The sequence below is a fragment of the Micromonospora sp. WMMD882 genome, from assembly GCF_027497255.1.
In the GTDB taxonomy this organism is placed as follows: domain Bacteria; phylum Actinomycetota; class Actinomycetes; order Mycobacteriales; family Micromonosporaceae; genus Micromonospora.
This window is the reverse complement of sequence record NZ_CP114903.1, coordinates 6306123-6322122: the sequence shown is the minus strand read 5'-3', so window position 1 is coordinate 6322122 and position 16000 is coordinate 6306123. Positions and strand designations below refer to the sequence as shown.

The window sequence follows — 16000 nt, the reverse complement described above, 5'->3', positions numbered from 1 at the left end:
CGGGTCGGCGCGACGGGTAGGGAGGCGCACATGCGAGTCGTCCGGACAGGTCTCGCCCTGGCCGTCGGCGCCCTGGTGGTGTCGACGCTGGGGCCGGGCACGCCGTCGGTGGCGCACGACCCCGCCACGCCCGCCGGGCGGGCCTCGGCGCAACAGTTCATGGCGCAACGCGAGCCCACCCAACGGCTGACCGCCGCCGCGGCGGCCACCTGCGTCAACGGCCAGGCGGCCGGATACCCGTGCCGCAACGTGGACCTGCTGTCCTTCCTGCCGCTGACCAGCATCGGCGGCAGCCAGGCCAACGACATCTGGGGCTGGCGGGACCCGCAGACCGGAAAGGAGTACGCGCTCGTCGGGCGGCGCAACGGCACCTCGTTCGTCGACGTGTCCAACCCGACCGCGCCGGTCTACCTGGGCAACCTGCCCGCCCACCAGAACCGCACCGCGGTCTGGCGGGACATCAAGGTCTACCGGGACCACGCGTACGTGGTGGCCGACGTCTCCGGCCACGGCATGCAGGTGTTCGACCTGACCCGGCTGCGCGGGGTGACCACGCCGCAGACCTGGACGGCCGACACGCACTACGCCCAGTTCGGCAACTCGCACAACATCGCGATCAACGAGTCCACCGGGTACGCGTACGCGGTCGGCTCGAACACGTGCAGCGGCGGCCTGCACATGGTCGACATCCGCGCCCCGAAGTCCCCGACGTACGCGGGCTGCGTCAGCACCGACGGGTACACCCACGACACCCAGTGCGTCACGTACCGGGGGCCGGACACCACGTACACGGGTCGGGAGATCTGCGTCAGCTCCAACGAGGACACCGTCACGGTGGTCGACGTGACAAGCAAGTCCGCGCCCCGGCAGCTCTCCCGGATCGGCTACTCCGGGCGGGCCTACACCCACCAGGGGTGGTTCACCGAGAACCAGCGGTACTTCCTGCTCGACGACGAGCTGGACGAGTCGCGGCGCGGCGTGACCACCCAGACGTACCTCTGGGACCTGGCCGACCTGGACGCGCCCCGGCTGATCGGCACCTACGCCGCGCCGTCCGGGGTACGCGCCACCGACCACAACCAGTACGTCAAGGGCAACTACAGCTACCAGGCCAACTACCGGGCCGGCCTGCGGATCCTCGACCTGCGCGACGTGGCGGCCGGGCGGGCCACCGAGGCCGGGTACTTCGACGTGTACCCGTCCAGCGACAGCGCCTCGATGAACGGGGCGTGGAGCACGTACCCGTACTTCCCGAGCGGGATCGTGGTGGTCAGCGGGATCGAGCAGGGGTTGTTCGTCCTGCAACCCCGGTTGTCGTGACGACGACCGGGTCGACCACGCTCGCCGAGGGGGCGTCCCGTCCGGGGCGCCCCCGCCCCGCCGACCCGTCCGGGCCGCCGCCGGCCACCCCGCCCGCCTGGCGGTACGTGGCGGCGGCGCTGGCGCTCGGCCTGACCCTGGCGGTGGGCTTCCTCGCCGGACGGGCCGGCGGACCGGCCGGCGGGCCGGTCCGCGCCGCGCCGGGCCCGAGCGCCCACGTGGGCCACGGACCCGGCGGGCTGGAGGTGTCCCGGGACGGGTGGACGCTCGCCGTGGACCAGGCGCGGCTGACCGCCGGCCGGCCGGGTGAGCTGACGTTCCGGATCGTCGACGCGGACGGCGTGACGCTGACCGCGTTCCGGGAGAACCACGAGCGGCGGATGCACCTGGTGCTGGTCGGCCGGGACCTCTCCGGCTACCAGCACGTCCACCCGGAGATGTCGCCGGCCGGCGTCTGGCGGGTGGCCGTCACCCCGGCCGTGCCCGGCCCGCTGCGGGCCGTCGCCGACTTCTGGCCGGAGGGCGCGCCCGGCCAGGTCACCCTGGGCGTGGACGTGCCGGTCCCCGGCCGGTACGCGGCGACGCCGCTGCCGCCGCCGGAGGAGACCGTGCTGGTGGACGGCTACACGGTGACCCTGGACGGCGGTCTGCGGGCCGGCGCGGCCAACCAGGTGCTGGTGTGGCTGGGGCGCGACGGCGCGCCGGTGAACGACCTGCAGCCGCACCTGGGCGCGTTCGGGCACCTGGTGGCGCTGCGTCAGGGCGACCTGGCGTACCTGCACGTGCACCCGGCGGCGGCGAGTCAGCCCAGCTCGGTGGTGGCGTTCGGGGTGACCGTGCCGTCCGCCGGCACCTACCGGCTGTTCTTCGAGTTCCGCCACCTCGACCAGGTACGGGTGGCCGCGTTCACGGTGACCGTCTGAGCGCCCCGACGGCGACCGCCCGGCGGGCCGGGTCGGTGACGAGCGACGGTGGCCCGGAGTTCCTGGCGGGAACTCCGGGCCACCGCCGTCGCGGGTGACGCCTGACCGAAGCCCGGCTCAACCGACGGCGGCCAGGTCGGTCAGCCGGGCGAGCGAGTCCTCCAGGTCGGCGCCGACCCGACGCAGACCGAGCCGGAGCAGGGCCGCCTTCACCGGGCCGGCCGGCCAGCGGACGACGATCAGGCGCACCACGGTGCCGCCGGCCTCGTCCTCCTCGTTCGGGGTGAGCTGGACGTAGATCTCGGTGCGGGCCTCCGCCCGCGCGCCGGCGCCCTTGGCCCGTTCCCGCCAGCCGATCAGGTGGGGCTCCTGGTAGGCGATCACCTCCGCCTCGTGCGCCGCGCCCCGCCCGGCCTGGACCCGTTGCCGGCGGCCGTAGCCCTCTCCGGAGAGCACCTCGGCCGCGCGGACGCCGGCCAGCCAGGCCGGCAACTGCTCGGCCCGCTGCACCACGTCCCAGACCGCTTCCACCGGCGCCGCCACGTGCGCACTGCGTTCCACGAGGATCATGTCTATCTTTCCCCCACTGCGGACATCCCACGATATTCGGCACTCTATGCGCTAAATCGGACTTAAAGGGACGGATTCCCGAAAAGACACGCCGACAACCCTTGCCAGATGTCCGGCCCCCGCCTATAGGGCTCCAGCTCCACGCGCCCGGGGAACCTCCCGGCCCACGCCGGACGCCTCCCGGCCTCCCGACCGCGTTACCTCCCGGTCCACGTCGGCGGCCCGGCCGGGCCGGGCCCCCTCCGCGCCCCGGCGACGGGCGGCCGTACGCTGGGGGCGTGACGGTACGCGTGCGATTCGCCCCCTCTCCGACCGGTATGTTCCACGTCGGTGGCGCCCGCTCGGCGCTCCAGAACTGGATCTACGCCAAGCAGCAGGGCGGAGTGTTCGTGCTGCGCGTCGAGGACACCGACGCCGCCCGCAACCGGCCGGAGTGGACCGAGGGCATCCTGTCCGCGCTGGACTGGATCGGCATCGAGCGCGGCTCGTACGAGGGGCCGTACTTCCAGTCGCAGAACGCCGAGGAGCACCGCGCCGCCGCCCGCCGGCTGCACGAGTCGGGCCGGGCGTACTACTGCGACTGCACCCGGGAGGCGGCGCAGGCCCGCGCCGGCTCGCAGTACGCCGGCTACGACGGCTTCTGCCGGGACCGCGGCCTGCCGTCGGGCGAGGGGCGGGCGCTGCGCTTCCGTACGCCCGACGAGGGCGTGACCGTGGTGGTCGACCTGATCCGGGGCAAGCCGACCTTCGAGAACCGACTGATCGAGGATTTCGTGATCGCCCGGGGTGACGGCTCCCCGGTGTTCCTGCTCGCCAACGTCGTCGACGACATGACGATGGGCATCACCCACGTGATCCGCGCCGAGGAGCACCTGCCGAACACCCCCAAGCAGCAGTTGCTCTGGGACGCCCTAGGCGTCGAGCCGCCGGTCTGGGCGCACGTGCCGGTGGTGGTCAACGAGAAGCGACAGAAGCTCTCCAAGCGCCGCGACAAGGTCGCCCTGGAGGCGTACCGGGACGAGGGCTACCTCGCCGACGCCATGCGCAACTATCTGATGCTGCTCGGTTGGGCCCCCTCCGGCGACCGGGAGATCGTGCCCTGGTCGGTGATCGAGGAGGAGTTCCGACTGTCGGAGGTGAACCCCTCCCCCGCCTTCTTCGACGAGAAGAAGCTGCGCGCGTTCAACGGGGAGTACATCCGGGCGCTGTCGGTCGAGGACTTCGTCGACGCCTGCCGGCCGTGGCTCACCGGCACCGACACCATCGCGCCGCCGCCGTGGCAGCCGGCCGAGTTCGACGCGGACGCCTTCGCGGCGGTCGCCCCGCTGGCGCAGACCCGGATCGCGGTGCTCAGCGAGATCGTGCCGAACGTCGACTTCCTCTTCGTCGAGTCCCCGCTGATCGACGAGGCGGCGTGGGCGAAGGCCATGAAGGAGGGCGCGGGCGACCTGCTGGACGCCACCGTGGCCGCATACGAGACGCTGACCTCCTGGGACGCGGAGACGCTCAAGTCGACCCTGGAGGCGGTGGGCGCCGAACGGGGGCTCAAGCTCGGCAAGGCCCAGGCCCCGGTCCGGGTCGCGGTGACCGGCCGTACCGTCGGGCTGCCGCTGTTCGAGTCGCTGGAGGTGCTCGGCCGCGAGCGCGCCCTGGCGCGGCTGCGCGCCGCCCGGGTCCGCCTCCCCTGACGGCCCCACCGCCCCACCGCCACCCACCAGCCGTCTCGGCGGGCGCTGCCGACGGCGGGCGCTGCCGACACAGAACGGGCCACGGAGTCGGGCGACGTCCGCGACGGCGGCCGTCCTTTCCGTCGCGGCCCGATGCCTCTGCCCCGAATATGGGGCAGCTCGACAGTCTCTGTCGCGCACCCCTCTCCCGCCCGCCCGCCTGCGAGGTCGGGACGCCGCCGGGACCCCGGCGCCGGCGGTGTCCGGGGCACGCGCGGCAGCGACAGCACCGGCAACAACGACAGTGACAACCGGCACCGACAGCACCGGCACCGGCGACGGCAGCGACGGCGGTGGCGGTGGCGGTGGCGGTGGCGGTGGCGGTGGCGGCAGCGATGGCGGCAGCGATGGCGGTGGCTAGCGCGTCGTGGAGCGGCGGCGGGCCAGGAGCCCGCCCGCGAGCGCGGCCAGCACGGCGACGGCTCCGACAACCCAGGGCCAGACCGGCGGGCCACCGTCGTCGGCGGAGTCGGCCGCCGGCTCCACGGCCGGCGCGGTGGTGGCCACGTCGGTCGGGGCGGCCGGCGTGGACGGTTCCGCGGAGGGCGTGGGCGAGGCGGTCGTCGGCGACGGGTCGGCCGGCGTGCCGGTGGTCACCGTGAAGCGGATCTCGCCCTTGATCGGATGGCCGTCGGACGAGGCGACCTGGTAGGCGACGGTGTAGCGGCCGGCCGCGCCCGGCGCGAACGCCACCCGGACCCGGGAGCCCTCGAAGGTCGGGGCGCCCCGGGACGCGGGCACGTCGTCCGGCCCGGTCAATGTGATCTTCGTCGTCTTCGGATCGAGCCGGGCGAGGAATCGCAGCTCGACCCGGGTCGGTGGCTGCGCCAACCGCGCGCCGTCACGCGGGTCGCTGCCGGTCAGCGAGTTGTGCGCGGCGGCCGGCGCCGCCGGCCACAAGGCCACACCGAGCGCCATGACGATCGCGACCAGCCAGCCAGCCGCCACTCGTGGGACTCCGCCCCCCATGCTTTCCTCCGTAACGGTACGATCCGCCCACCGGTCGAACGTCTGGTTGTTAGTCGGACCGAGATCGCAGATAGTTCCAAATACTGATCGGGAAGCTGCAACCAGGCAACGTTCGGCGGAGTCTTTGAGATGGAGGCCCGGTCCGGTGGGACTCGGTCGTGCCATCTCCAGTCAGCACGTGACCTGCGGCAAGGCCATCCATCGAAACGGGGCGAGGAGGCGGCGATGGTCCGGAGGGTGAGTCGACTGCTCGGTGCGGCGATCGGCGTGATGCTGGTCGTGTTGGCGCCGGTCAGCGTCGCCGCGGCGGCCCCGAAACCACCACCGCCCGGGGTGGACATCACCGGCGAGGGGCTGACCGAGCCGCTCCGGTTGCGGGTCGAGACGGACGCCGCGCACGTGACCGCGGTCATCGACCAGGTCAGTTGGTTCGCCGCCACCGGCGAAGCGTCCGGCCCGAAGGCGGCCGATCTCGGTCCGAAGTACACGGTCGTGGTGCTCGCCGGGGACAAGGCGAAACAGACCTTCGACCTCTACCCGCTCGCCAAGGGCGGCCCGCGGGCGTTCCGCCCGGCCAAGCAGCCCGACGGGCGCAAGGCCCGGGACGGCTGGTTCCTCGGCCGGCTCAACATGTCGGAGACGCTGCGGACGGCCGGGGTGCCCCTGCCCCGGCAGGTCGAGACGGTCAGCGGCGGGGTCGGCGGTGGTGAGCGGATGATCCCCGAGGAGTCGCTGGATCCCGGGCGTGACCTCGACGAGGCGCTCGGCGAGTTGCAGCGGCTGTTGCTGCTGAACGCGGGCGTGGTGGTCACCATCACGATCGGCCTGGCCGGCATCGCCCTGCTGATCCGACGTCGTACCCGCTGACCACTGCCGACAGTGACGTCGGTCACGCTACCCGCAGGGCCCGCCACTGACGTGAGCGGTCAGCACCACCGACGCGGCGGGCGCTCCCGGCGGCTCGCGCGCTGGCTCGGCCGCACCGGTCCGTGCCGGTGCGCGCCGGCCCAACCGGGCTGTTCGCTCCGGCAGGACGGCTGCGACGCCGGCTCCGGGTCGATGCATTCGGCGACCCTGGGCCGGGGCACCGGCGCGTCCTCCTCGACGGGCCGAGCGGTCGGCTCGGCCGGCGGCGAGCCCACCGGCGGCGGGCCCAGGGGCGACCGTCGGTGGCCGTGAGGCTTGCCGGAGCCCTGCGGGTCAGGGTGCGCCGGGCGGGCCGGGTCCCCCTGGACGCAACCGTGCTCGGCCTCCCCGTGCGCCATTGCGGTCTCCTCACGCTCGCCTTCGCCCGCAGGCGATCCACTTCTCGCGCCTGCCGTCGGGTCGACCCCGCCGGCGACGCACCATCGCCGTTCATGGAAGTTCCACGAATTGCGCCGTGCCCTGTCACCGTACTGGCCGGCGGCGTCGCGCGGTACGTCGCATGCGTAAACACCGCGCCACGACCGGCCCACCCGGGCGCTCAGTCCGAACGGGTGGCGGAGGCGGTCGCGGCGCTGTCCCGGACGACGCGCGTGCCCAGCCGGGCGGCCAGCGGGACGACGGTCAGCGCCAGCAGCCAGCCGCCGAGCACGTCGGCCGGCCAGTGCGCCAGCAACGCGACCCGGGTCAGGCTGACGAAGAGCGCGAACCCGACCGCGCCGAGCGCCACCACCGTCCGCCCGGTCCGGGTCAGCCGGGGCCAGAGCAGCAGCACGACGGTGAGCGCGGCGGCCACCGCGTTGCTGGTGTGCCCGCTCGGGAAGCCGTTGCTGTGCACGGTGACGAACCCGTCCAGCGGGCGGGGGTGGCGCAGCAGCCAGTGGCCCAGGCCCCACAGCGCCGGCACGACCACGGTGACCGTGGCGCAGCACACCGCCGCCGGGCGACGTCCGCGCGCCGCCAGGGCGATCGCGGCGGTCAGCCCGGCGAGCAGGAAGGGGACGGTGGCGGCCACGTCGGTGAGGATCCGCAGCGCCGCGACCAGGGCTGGGGCGCGGTCGCCGTACGCCCGGAAGGTCTCGCTCACCGCGTGGTCGGCGCGGTCCAGCGGCGGCCAGCCCGCGACGACCAGAATCGTCAGCAGCACGAGGCCGGCCAGGGCGGACAGCGGCACGGACAGGGGCGGACGGGCGATCATCGCCGCATGATGGCACGGCAGGGGGGCTGGGGCACGGTGACCTGCGGGGCGCGTGTCAGGCTTAGGCCGTGGTGAGCGAGCCGGAGTCCGTCGGGCTGCGGGCCACGCTGCGCCGGATCGAACGGGCGGCGGGGGCCCTGGCCACCGCCAGCGTGGCCCGGATGGACGAGACGCTGCCCTGGTTCCGGGCGCTGCCGGCCGAGCAGCGCTCCTGGGTGATGCTGGTGGCGCAGGCCGGCGTCCGGTCGCTGGTGCAGTGGCTGCGCGACGGCGGCGGTCGGGCGGACAGCACCCAGGAGGTCTCCGACGACGTCTTCGCCACCGCCCCGCAGGCCCTCGCCCGGTCGATCAGCCTCCAGCACACCGTCGCGTTGATCAAGGTCACCATCGACGTGGTCGAGGAGCAGGTCCCGGACTTGGCCGCCGACGGCGAGGAGCAGCAGCTCCGCGAGGTGGTGCTGCGTTTCTCCCGGGAGATCGCGTTCGCCGCCGCCCGGGCGTACGCGCGGGCCGCCGAGACGCGGGGGGCGTGGGACGCCCGGCTCCAGGCCCTCCTGGTGGACGCGCTGCTGCGCGGCGACTCCTCGGACGTGCTGGCCAGCCGGGCCGCCGCGCTGGGCTGGGCGGACGCGCCCCCGGTGGCGGTGGCGGTGGGCCGCTCCCCCGGTGGCGAGGTGGCGGCCGTGCTGCACACCGTCTACCGGCTGGCCCGCCGGATCCGGGTGGAGGTGATCGGCGGGGTGCACGGCGACCGGCTGGTGGTGGTGCTCGGCGGGGCGGCCGATCCGCTGGCCGCCAGCGCGAAGCTGCTGCCCGCGTTCGGCGAGGGGCCGGTGGTGGTCGGCCCGGCCGTGCCGAGCCTGGACGAGGCGACCGAGTCGGCCCGCGCCGCGCTGGCCGGTTACCGGGCCGCTCCGGCCTGGCCGGCCGCGCCCCGCCCGGTGCCGGCCGGTGAGCTGCTGCCCGAGCGGGCGCTGGCCGGGGACGCCGAGGCCCGGCGGCGGCTGCGTCACGACTGCTACGCCACCCTGGTCCGGGCCGGCGGTGAGCTGCTGGAGACCCTGGACGCGTTCCTCGCCGCCGGCGGGGTGCTGGAGAGCACGGCCCGTACGCTGTTCGTGCACCCGAACACCGTTCGTTACCGGCTGCGTCGGATCGCCGAGGTGACCGGGCTGTCCCCGTTGATCCCCCGGGAGGCGTTCGCCCTGCAGGTGGCGCTGACCGTGGGCCGGCTCGATCCGGTGACCTCGGTTACACCCACCGTGGGCGGTGGGCGGGCAGAAACCCGCTGATCAGCGGGGTCACCAGGGATGTTTGTAGGATCCCTCCAAAGCATCTAGTGCGGTTTGGTGTCTGTCGACAACGCATGACCCACGAGTATCAAGGAGAGTCATAGGGGTGCTCGCCGTACTCTCTCCAGGCCAGGGTTCGCAGAAACCCGGCTTCCTGACCCCGTGGCTCGGCCTTCCCGGCGCCGAGGCGCGGCTGCGCTGGTGGTCGGCGCTCACCGGGGTCGACCTGCTGCACCTCGGCGTCACCGCCGACGCGGACGAGATCAGGGACACCGCCCGGACCCAACCGTTGCTCGTCGCGGCGTCGCTGCTCGCCGCCGAGCACCTGCCGATGCACGACGTGGGGCTCACCGCCGGGCACAGCGTCGGCGAGCTGGGCGCGTCCGCCCTGGCCGGAGCGCTGTCGGCGGAGGCCGCGATCGCGCTCGCCGGGGTGCGTGGCCGGGAGATGGCGGCGGCCTGCGCGGTCGAGCCGACGGGCATGGCGGCGGTGCTGGGCGGTGACGCCGAAGAGGTGCTCACCGTGATCGAGAAGCACGGGCTGCACCCGGCCAACCGCAACGCCACCGGCCAGGTCGTCGCGGCCGGCGCGAGCGAGGGGATCGACCGGCTCGCCGCCGAGCCGCCGACCGGCGCCCGGATCATGCGGCTCAAGGTCGCCGGCGCGTTCCACACCCCGTACATGGCTCCGGCCGAGGCGACGCTGACCGCGCTCGCCGACGGGATCACCGTCGACGACCCGGCCCGGGTCCTGCTCTCCAACCTCGACGGGGCCGCCGTGGGGCAGGGCCGTGACCTGGTGCGGCGGCTGGTCCGGCAGGTCACCGCGCCGGTGCGCTGGGATCTGTGCATGGCCAGCCTGGTCGACCTGGGGGTGACCGCGGTGATCGAGCTGCCCCCGGCCGGCACGCTGGCCGGTCTGATCAAGCGCGAGTACAAGGGCTCCGTCGCGCTCCCCGAGATCGTCACCCTGAACACCCCGGACGACCTGCCGGCCGCTCGGGACCTGATCGCCCGGCACGGAGGACAGCAGGCATGAGCGGAAGCCGGATTCTCTCCATGGGGCACTACCAGCCGTCCCGGGTGGTGACCAACGACGAGCTGGCCCAGCTCGTGGAGACCAACGACGAATGGATCCGGGACCGGGTGGGCATCGCCAGCCGCCGGATCGCCGACGGCGAGAGCGTCGCCGACATGGCCGCCCTCGCCGCCGACAAGGCGCTTGCCAACTCCGGTCTCACCGCCGCCGACATCGACCTGGTGGTGGTGGCCACCTGCACGTCGATCGACCGCAGCCCGAACGTGGCCTGCCGGGTGGCCGCCCGGCTGGGCATCACCGCGCCGGGCGCGTTCGACCTGAACACCGCCTGCTCCGGCTTCGCGTACGCGCTCGGCACCGTCGACCACGCGATCCGCGCCGGGGCGTCCCGCAACGCGCTGGTCATCGGCGCGGAGAAGCTCTCCGACTTCGTCGACTGGACGGACCGGTCCACCTGCATCATCTTCGCCGACGGCGCGGGCGCGGCGGTGGTCACCGCCACCGCCGAGGGCGAGCCGGCCGGGGTGGGCCCGGTGGTCTGGGGCTCGGTCCCGGAGAAGGGCGACGCGGTACGCATCGAGGGCTGGCGGCCGTACGTGCAGCAGGAGGGGCAGGCGGTGTTCCGCTGGGCGACCACCGAGCTGGCCCCGCTGGCGCTGCAGGCGTGCGAGCGGGCCGGGGTACGCCCCGAGGAGCTGGCCGCCTTCGTGCCGCACCAGGCCAACAGCCGGATCATCGACGGTATCGCCAAGCGGCTGGGCATCCCGGACGCGGTGATCGCCAAGGACATCGTCGAGTCCGGCAACACCTCGGCGGCGAGCGTGCCGCTGGCCCTGTCCAAGCTGGTGGAGCGGCGGGAGGTGCCCTCGGGGGCGCCGGTGCTGCTCTTCGGTTTCGGCGGTGGCCTGACCTACGCCGGTCAGGTCGTCCGCTGTCCCTGATGTCCGGCGTGGCGTCAGCCCGCCGTTCCCGTCCGCCGGCACCGCTGTCGGACGTGTACACCCTTATGGAGAGGAAGCACATCGCAATGACCCGTGACGAGATCACCACCGGCCTCGCCGAGATCCTCGAAGAGGTGGCCGGGGTGAACCCGGACGAGGTGGCCGAGGAGAAGTCGTTCACCGACGACCTCGACGTCGACTCGCTCTCCATGGTGGAGGTCGTGGTGGCCGCGGAGGAGAAGTTCGGCGTCAAGATCCCGGACAACGAGGTGCAGAACCTGAAGACCGTCGGGGACGCCGTCAGCTTCATCGAGGCGCAGTCCTGATCATGAGTCGCTCCGACGTCGTCGTCACCGGGCTCGGCGCGACGACCCCGCTGGGCGGGGACGTCGCGTCGACCTGGGAGGCCATGCTCGCCGGCCGCTCCGGGGTGAGCGCGCTCACCGAGGAGTGGGCCGGCCAGCTTCCCGTCCGTATCGCCGCCCGGCTCGCCGTCGATCCGGGCGGGCTGATCGACCGGGTGAAGCTGCGCCGGCTCGACCGGTCCGAGGCGATCGCCCTGATCGCCGCGCACCAGGCCTGGGCGGACGCCGGCCTGGCCGACTCCGGGCTGGACCCGGAGCGGCTGGGGGTCAGCGTCGGCTCCGGGATCGGTGGCGCGGTGACCCTGCTCAACCAGGACGACATCCTGGAGAAGTCCGGCCCGCGGCGGGTCTCCCCGCACACGGTGCCGATGCTGATGCCGAACGGTCCCGCCGCCTGGGTGGGGCTGGAGCTGGGCGCGCAGGCCGGCGTGCACGCGGTGGCCAGCGCCTGCGCCACCGGCGCGGAGGCCATCGCGCTCGGCCTGGACATGATCCGCGCCGGCCGGGCCGACGTGGTGGTGGCCGGCGGCACCGAGGCGGTCATCCACCCGCTGCCGATGGCCGGGTTCGCGTCGATGCGGGCCATGTCCACCCGTAACGACGAGCCGGAGCTGGCGTCGCGTCCGTGGGACAAGGGCCGGGACGGCTTCGTCCTCGGCGAGGGCGCCGGCGTGGTGGTGCTGGAGCGGGCCGACCACGCCGCCGCCCGCGGCGCGCGGGTCTACGCCCGGCTCGCCGGGTCCGGCATCACCTCCGACGGGTACGACATCGTGCAGCCGCACCCGGAGGGCGCGGGCGCGGTCCGGGCCATCGCGAAGGCCATCGCCGACGCCGGGGTGGCGAAGAGCGACATCGTGCACGTCAACGCGCACGCCACCTCCACGCCGGTCGGTGACCTGGCGGAGATCGTGGCGTTGCACCGGGCCCTCGGCGACCACCCCGTGCTGACCGCCACCAAGTCGATGACCGGTCACCTGCTCGGGGCGGCCGGCGCGCTGGAGTCGATCGCCACGATCCTGGCGATCCGGGACGGCGTGGTGCCCCCGACGATCAACCTGGACGACCCGGACGACGGCCTCGACATGGAGGTGGCCGCCAACAAGGCCCGCCACATGGACGTCCCCGCCGCGCTGAACAACTCGTTCGGCTTCGGCGGGCACAACGTGGCGCTCGTCTTCACCCGTCCCTGAGTCACCCCGATCGGCCCGGGCCCCCTGTCGTACCACGGCAGCGGGGCCCGGGCCGTTTCTGCGTCGGGGTGGCGCGGGTCCGCCGTCCCCGCCGCCGCCCCGACGCGACCGCGCAGCCTTCCGCGACACGCCCGGCGGTGTCCCGGCGCTCTCGGCGAGGAACGCCCAGCGTCCGCACCGCCGGGAAGCCCCTCTCCCTCGTCTGCGCGCCGCCGGGCAGCCGGAGCCGTCACCGGGCGGCCCCGTCCCTGCCCGTTGCCTGCTCTCAAGCAGCGGGACGCTGTCGCGACTCGACAACCCACCACGTGCCTCCACTCGCCGGTCGCACGCCGGTCGCTCCGGCAGGAAGCGCTCCGGCCGGGGCGCGGGCCGGACCACCGCCCAGCCGTCCCTGCCGGGGCGCCGCCGGTCAGCGGGCGCAGGTCCCGGCGGAGAGGCCGGGCACCGGCACCGGGGCACGCCCGGTCGGGCGGACCCGCCCGGCGAGCACGTCGGCGAGCCCGGCCATCGACGCCCGGCTCGACGAGTACGTGGCCAGCAGAACCGGTGACGTCGCCTTCGCCAGCACGTACGGGGTGTCCATGGCCACCGTGACGTCGGCGTCGGCGCTCAGGTCGCCGGCCCCGTCGCCGTACCCGACGAGGTGCACCACCGTGCCGCCGGAGGGGACCACCCGCACCCCGGCGGCGGTCAGCGCCTCGGTCAACGCGGCCTTCGTCCGGTCCCGCCCGCCGGAGGCGGTGACGGTGACCGGGCCGGGGACCTTCGCCCGGGAGCAGGAGCCACGCAGCATGGTCACCGCGGCGGTGGCCAGGTCCCGGGCGGCCCGCACGTGGGCCTCGTCGCCGATGGCGGCCGGGTCCGGGGTCGGGAGGTCGGCCAGTCGGAACTTCAGGGTCAACACCCGGGTCACCGCCTCGACCAGCCGGGCACGGGGCAGCGAGCCGTCCCGCAGCGCGGCGAGCAGGCCGTCGTACGCCCGGGTCACGTTCGGTGGCATGAGGATCAGGTCGTTGCCGGCGTTGAGCGCCCGGACCGCCGCCTCGCCCGGCGGGTACTTCTTCGCCGGGGCCATGTTCATCCCGTCGGTGACCACCACGCCCTGGAAGCCGAGCTGGCCCCGCAGCACGTCGGTGAGCAGCTTGCGGGAGAACGTCCCGGCCACGCCCGGCTCGACCGCCCGGACGTCGAGGTGGGCCGACATCACCACCCAGGCCCCCGCGTCGATCCCGGCGGCGAACGGGGGCAGCGCCCCGGCGTCGAGCGTCCTGCGGGGCTGGGTGAGCACCGGCAGCTCGGCGTGCGAGTCGGCGGCGCTGTGGCCGTGGCCGGGGAAGTGCTTGAGGGTGGCCGCCACCCCGGCGCCCTGGAGGCCGCGCACCGCCCCGCCGACCTGCGCGCCGACCCGCTTCGGGTCGGCGCCGAAGGATCGGGAGCCGATCACCGTGCTGCGGGTGGCGAGCACGTCGGCCACCGGGGCGAAGTCGAGGTTGATGCCGAGGGCGGCGAGCTCGGCGCCGGCGGCCCGCCAGGCGGCCTCGGTCCGGGCCGGGTCGTCGGCCGCGCCGGCCGCCAGGGCGCTGGGCAACTGGGTGACGCCGTCGGTGATCCGGGTGACCACGCCGTACTCCTGGTCGGTGCCGATCAGCAGGGGCGCCGCCCCGGCGGGCAGCTTGCCGGCGGCGGCGCGCAGCCCACCGGTCAGCGCGCGGACCTGCTCCGGGTTGTCGACGTTGGTGGTCTCCTGGTTGCCGGAGGTCGGGTCGTCGGCGGAGAAGCCCACCAGGATCAGCCCGCCGAGCCGGTACCTCGCCACCATCTCGGCCGGCGTGGCCACCCCGGCCAGCGCCTTGTTGCCCTGCGCCGAGCCGGCCGACACGTCGGTGGCCGAGCTGCCGTAGGCGTACGGCATCAGCACCTGCCCGACCAGGTCCTCGTCGGCGAGTCGGGCGACCAGCTCGGCCGCCCGGGCGGCGGGGTCGGCGGCCGGGCTGGGGCTGGGAGCCGAGGTGGTCACCGTCGGGCTGGCGCTCGGGGCGGCCGACGGTCCCGCTGTCCCCGCGCACCCCGCAGCGCCGAGGACGGCCAGCAGGACGGAGGCGGCGCCGGTACGCCGAAGCAGGGACGACACACCCCCTATCCCACCAGCCTTCCCCCACGCCCACCAAATCCCCCGCTCCCACCCCTCCCCGGCCGGGGAGGGGTGGGCGGGTCAGCCGACCCGGGTGAGGAGGGTGACGGGGGCGCCGTCGCCGGCGTAGCGGTAGGGCTCCAGCTCGGCGTCCCAGGAGGTGCCGAGGGCCTTGTCGAGGGCGTGGGCGAGCGCCTCCGGCCCCCGGGCGGCGGCCATGATCGTGCGCAGCCGGTCCTCGCCGAGCTGGATGTCACCGGCCGCGCCCACGGTGGCCCGGAACAGGCCCCGGCCCGGCACGTACATGAAACGTTCACCGTCGACGCCGGGGCTGGGCTCCTCGGTCACCTCGTAACGGATCATGGGCCACTGCCGGAGGGCAGCGGCCAGCTCGGCGCCCGTACCCGGACGGCCCGTCCACCCGCACTCGGCCCGGCGGGCGCCGGGATCGACGGGCTGGGCCGTCCACTGCAGGCTGACCGGCGCGGTGAGCACGCGCGCGATGGCCCACTCGACGTGCGGGCACACGGCGAGCGGAGTGGAGTGGACGTATACGACGCCACGCGTTGGCACGGTGGAACCTCCCGGAGAGCGAGGTGCGTCTTCCCCTACGACCTCGATCGCCAAGTGGTACCAGGTAACACATGATGACTGGTGTGGCGGATGATGCGCCAGAGAATCGGAAAATCCGCCGGACGGAATAGCCCGGCAGGTGGCGGCGGTTGCGTCGGGGGACGGTCACCGACCGTCCGGGGAACCGGGATCGTGTACAGTTCACTCGGCGGTCTGTGCCGCCGCGCACCACCCTGTGGCGCCTCACCGGCCTGCGGCACCTGCACCAGCCTGCGGCCCGGCGCCACGCCTGACGCGGGCCCGCCCTCCCTCCAGGGGGCGGTCCGCACGCCCCCGGACTTCCCGTCCTCCCGTACGTCTTGCAAGGAGTACCTCCGTGGCGAGCAACACCTCTAAGACCGCGCGCGCGTCAGTCCGGGCCGGCCAGGCTGGCCAGGGTGGCGCCCTCAGCGTGCTGGGCGAGTTCAAGTACCTCATCCCGCTCAACGGCGGCAAGCACGCCTACGTGCGGAACCTGACCAACGGCAAGACCGCGCACCTGCGCACCGACTCCGAGGCCTTCGTCGAGGAGATCCGGGTGCTGGCCGCCGCCGGGCACGCCGCCAAGATCCGCGCGGAGATCAACAACCTGAACGCCACGCACCCCGGCGACGGCTGGGACGCGACCGAGAAGCGCCTGGTCGAGGCCGGCGTCTTCGAGGCGGCCTGACCTCCGTACGCGACACGCGACGAGAGCCGCCCGCCGGGTCGACCCGGCGGGCGGCTCTCGTCGTGCCCGGGATCCGCCGGGAACGGGATCCGCCGTGAACGGAATTCGCGTCGATAGATTTCTGACCCT

At 74.2% G+C, this 16000-nt stretch carries 14 protein-coding genes and 1 pseudogene; 10 read left to right on the top strand and 5 right to left on the bottom strand.

The genetic code is table 11. From position 1 onward, the window contains the following. The first annotated feature begins 30 nt into the window (after positions 1-30). Together O7606_RS27385 and O7606_RS27380 are read left to right on the top strand one after the other, a co-directional pair. On the top strand, positions 31-1320 hold the full coding sequence (locus O7606_RS27385; protein WP_281596874.1) for a choice-of-anchor B family protein: 1290 nt from the start codon (positions 31-33) through the stop codon (positions 1318-1320). After that, positions 1317-2243, top strand: a complete 927-nt coding sequence (locus O7606_RS27380; protein ID WP_281596873.1) for a hypothetical protein — start codon at positions 1317-1319, stop codon at positions 2241-2243. The genes O7606_RS27385 and O7606_RS27380 overlap by 4 nt, the downstream gene beginning before the upstream one ends. 117 nt (positions 2244-2360) lie before the next feature. Here O7606_RS27380 and O7606_RS27375 read toward each other — a convergent pair whose 3' ends face one another. Continuing rightward, a complete protein-coding gene (locus O7606_RS27375) occupies positions 2361-2813 on the bottom strand; it encodes an SRPBCC family protein (protein WP_281596872.1) in 453 nt (150 codons plus the stop codon). A gap of 278 nt (positions 2814-3091) precedes the next feature. On the opposite strand from O7606_RS27375, the gene gltX reads away from it, so the two are divergent. After that, positions 3092-4501 (top strand): glutamate--tRNA ligase, encoded by a 1410-nt coding sequence (gene gltX, locus O7606_RS27370; RefSeq protein WP_281596871.1) that lies wholly within the window; start codon positions 3092-3094, stop codon positions 4499-4501. A 396-nt stretch (positions 4502-4897) separates the two neighbouring features. Here the strand turns inward: gltX and O7606_RS27365 are convergent, their stop codons facing one another. Then, positions 4898-5488 (bottom strand): copper resistance protein CopC, encoded by a 591-nt coding sequence (locus tag O7606_RS27365; protein WP_281596870.1) that lies wholly within the window; start codon positions 5486-5488, stop codon positions 4898-4900. Positions 5489-5734: 246 nt separating this feature from the next. Between O7606_RS27365 and O7606_RS27360 the strand changes: the two genes are divergently transcribed. Further along, on the top strand, positions 5735-6376 hold the full coding sequence (locus tag O7606_RS27360; protein WP_281596869.1) for a hypothetical protein: 642 nt from the start codon (positions 5735-5737) through the stop codon (positions 6374-6376). 598 nt (positions 6377-6974) lie between these two features. On the opposite strand, the gene O7606_RS27355 is transcribed toward O7606_RS27360, so the two are convergent. Next, the gene (locus O7606_RS27355) at positions 6975-7631 is read right to left on the bottom strand and encodes a phosphatase PAP2 family protein (protein ID WP_281596868.1); all 657 of its coding nucleotides are present in this window, start codon (positions 7629-7631) and stop codon (positions 6975-6977) included. Between the two features lie 71 nt (positions 7632-7702). Here O7606_RS27355 and O7606_RS27350 point away from each other — a divergent pair, with 71 nt between their 5' ends. From O7606_RS27350 to fabF, 5 genes and pseudogenes are all read left to right on the top strand, one after another. Next, positions 7703-8923, top strand: a complete 1221-nt coding sequence (locus O7606_RS27350) for a helix-turn-helix domain-containing protein (RefSeq protein ID WP_348651178.1) — start codon at positions 7703-7705, stop codon at positions 8921-8923. Between the two features lie 106 nt (positions 8924-9029). Then, positions 9030-9944 (top strand): annotated as a pseudogene (locus O7606_RS27345) (ACP S-malonyltransferase); the annotation flags it as partial. 14 nt (positions 9945-9958) lie between these two features. Continuing rightward, positions 9959-10903, top strand: coding sequence for a beta-ketoacyl-ACP synthase III (locus O7606_RS27340; protein ID WP_281596865.1), 945 nt, complete (start codon positions 9959-9961; stop codon positions 10901-10903). An 86-nt stretch (positions 10904-10989) separates the two neighbouring features. Continuing rightward, the gene (locus O7606_RS27335; protein WP_281596864.1) at positions 10990-11229 is read left to right on the top strand and encodes an acyl carrier protein; all 240 of its coding nucleotides are present in this window, start codon (positions 10990-10992) and stop codon (positions 11227-11229) included. 2 nt (positions 11230-11231) lie between these two features. Beyond that, on the top strand, positions 11232-12458 hold the full coding sequence (gene fabF, locus O7606_RS27330) for a beta-ketoacyl-ACP synthase II (protein ID WP_281596862.1): 1227 nt from the start codon (positions 11232-11234) through the stop codon (positions 12456-12458). Between the two features lie 409 nt (positions 12459-12867). Here fabF and O7606_RS27325 read toward each other — a convergent pair whose 3' ends face one another. Both O7606_RS27325 and O7606_RS27320 read right to left on the bottom strand, forming a co-directional pair. Further along, positions 12868-14589 (bottom strand): glycoside hydrolase family 3 N-terminal domain-containing protein, encoded by a 1722-nt coding sequence (locus O7606_RS27325; protein WP_281596861.1) that lies wholly within the window; start codon positions 14587-14589, stop codon positions 12868-12870. Positions 14590-14670: 81 nt separating this feature from the next. Next, on the bottom strand, positions 14671-15162 hold the full coding sequence (locus tag O7606_RS27320; RefSeq protein WP_281596860.1) for a DUF3145 domain-containing protein: 492 nt from the start codon (positions 15160-15162) through the stop codon (positions 14671-14673). Positions 15163-15538: 376 nt separating this feature from the next. Between O7606_RS27320 and O7606_RS27315 the strand changes: the two genes are divergently transcribed. After that, positions 15539-15871 (top strand): hypothetical protein, encoded by a 333-nt coding sequence (locus tag O7606_RS27315; RefSeq protein WP_281596859.1) that lies wholly within the window; start codon positions 15539-15541, stop codon positions 15869-15871. Positions 15872-16000: the final 129 nt, after the last annotated feature.

Coding starts and splice junctions, on each gene's coding strand:
- O7606_RS27385 (WP_281596874.1), top strand. CDS start 31: ATGCGAGTCGTCCGGACAGGTCTCGCCCTGGCCGTCGGCGCCCTGGTG.
- O7606_RS27375 (WP_281596872.1), bottom strand. CDS start 2,813: ATGATCCTCGTGGAACGCAGTGCGCACGTGGCGGCGCCGGTGGAAGCG.
- O7606_RS27360 (WP_281596869.1), top strand. CDS start 5,735: ATGGTCCGGAGGGTGAGTCGACTGCTCGGTGCGGCGATCGGCGTGATG.
- O7606_RS27355 (WP_281596868.1), bottom strand. CDS start 7,631: ATGATCGCCCGTCCGCCCCTGTCCGTGCCGCTGTCCGCCCTGGCCGGC.
- O7606_RS27340 (WP_281596865.1), top strand. CDS start 9,959: ATGAGCGGAAGCCGGATTCTCTCCATGGGGCACTACCAGCCGTCCCGG.
- O7606_RS27335 (WP_281596864.1), top strand. CDS start 10,990: ATGACCCGTGACGAGATCACCACCGGCCTCGCCGAGATCCTCGAAGAG.
- fabF (WP_281596862.1), top strand. CDS start 11,232: ATGAGTCGCTCCGACGTCGTCGTCACCGGGCTCGGCGCGACGACCCCG.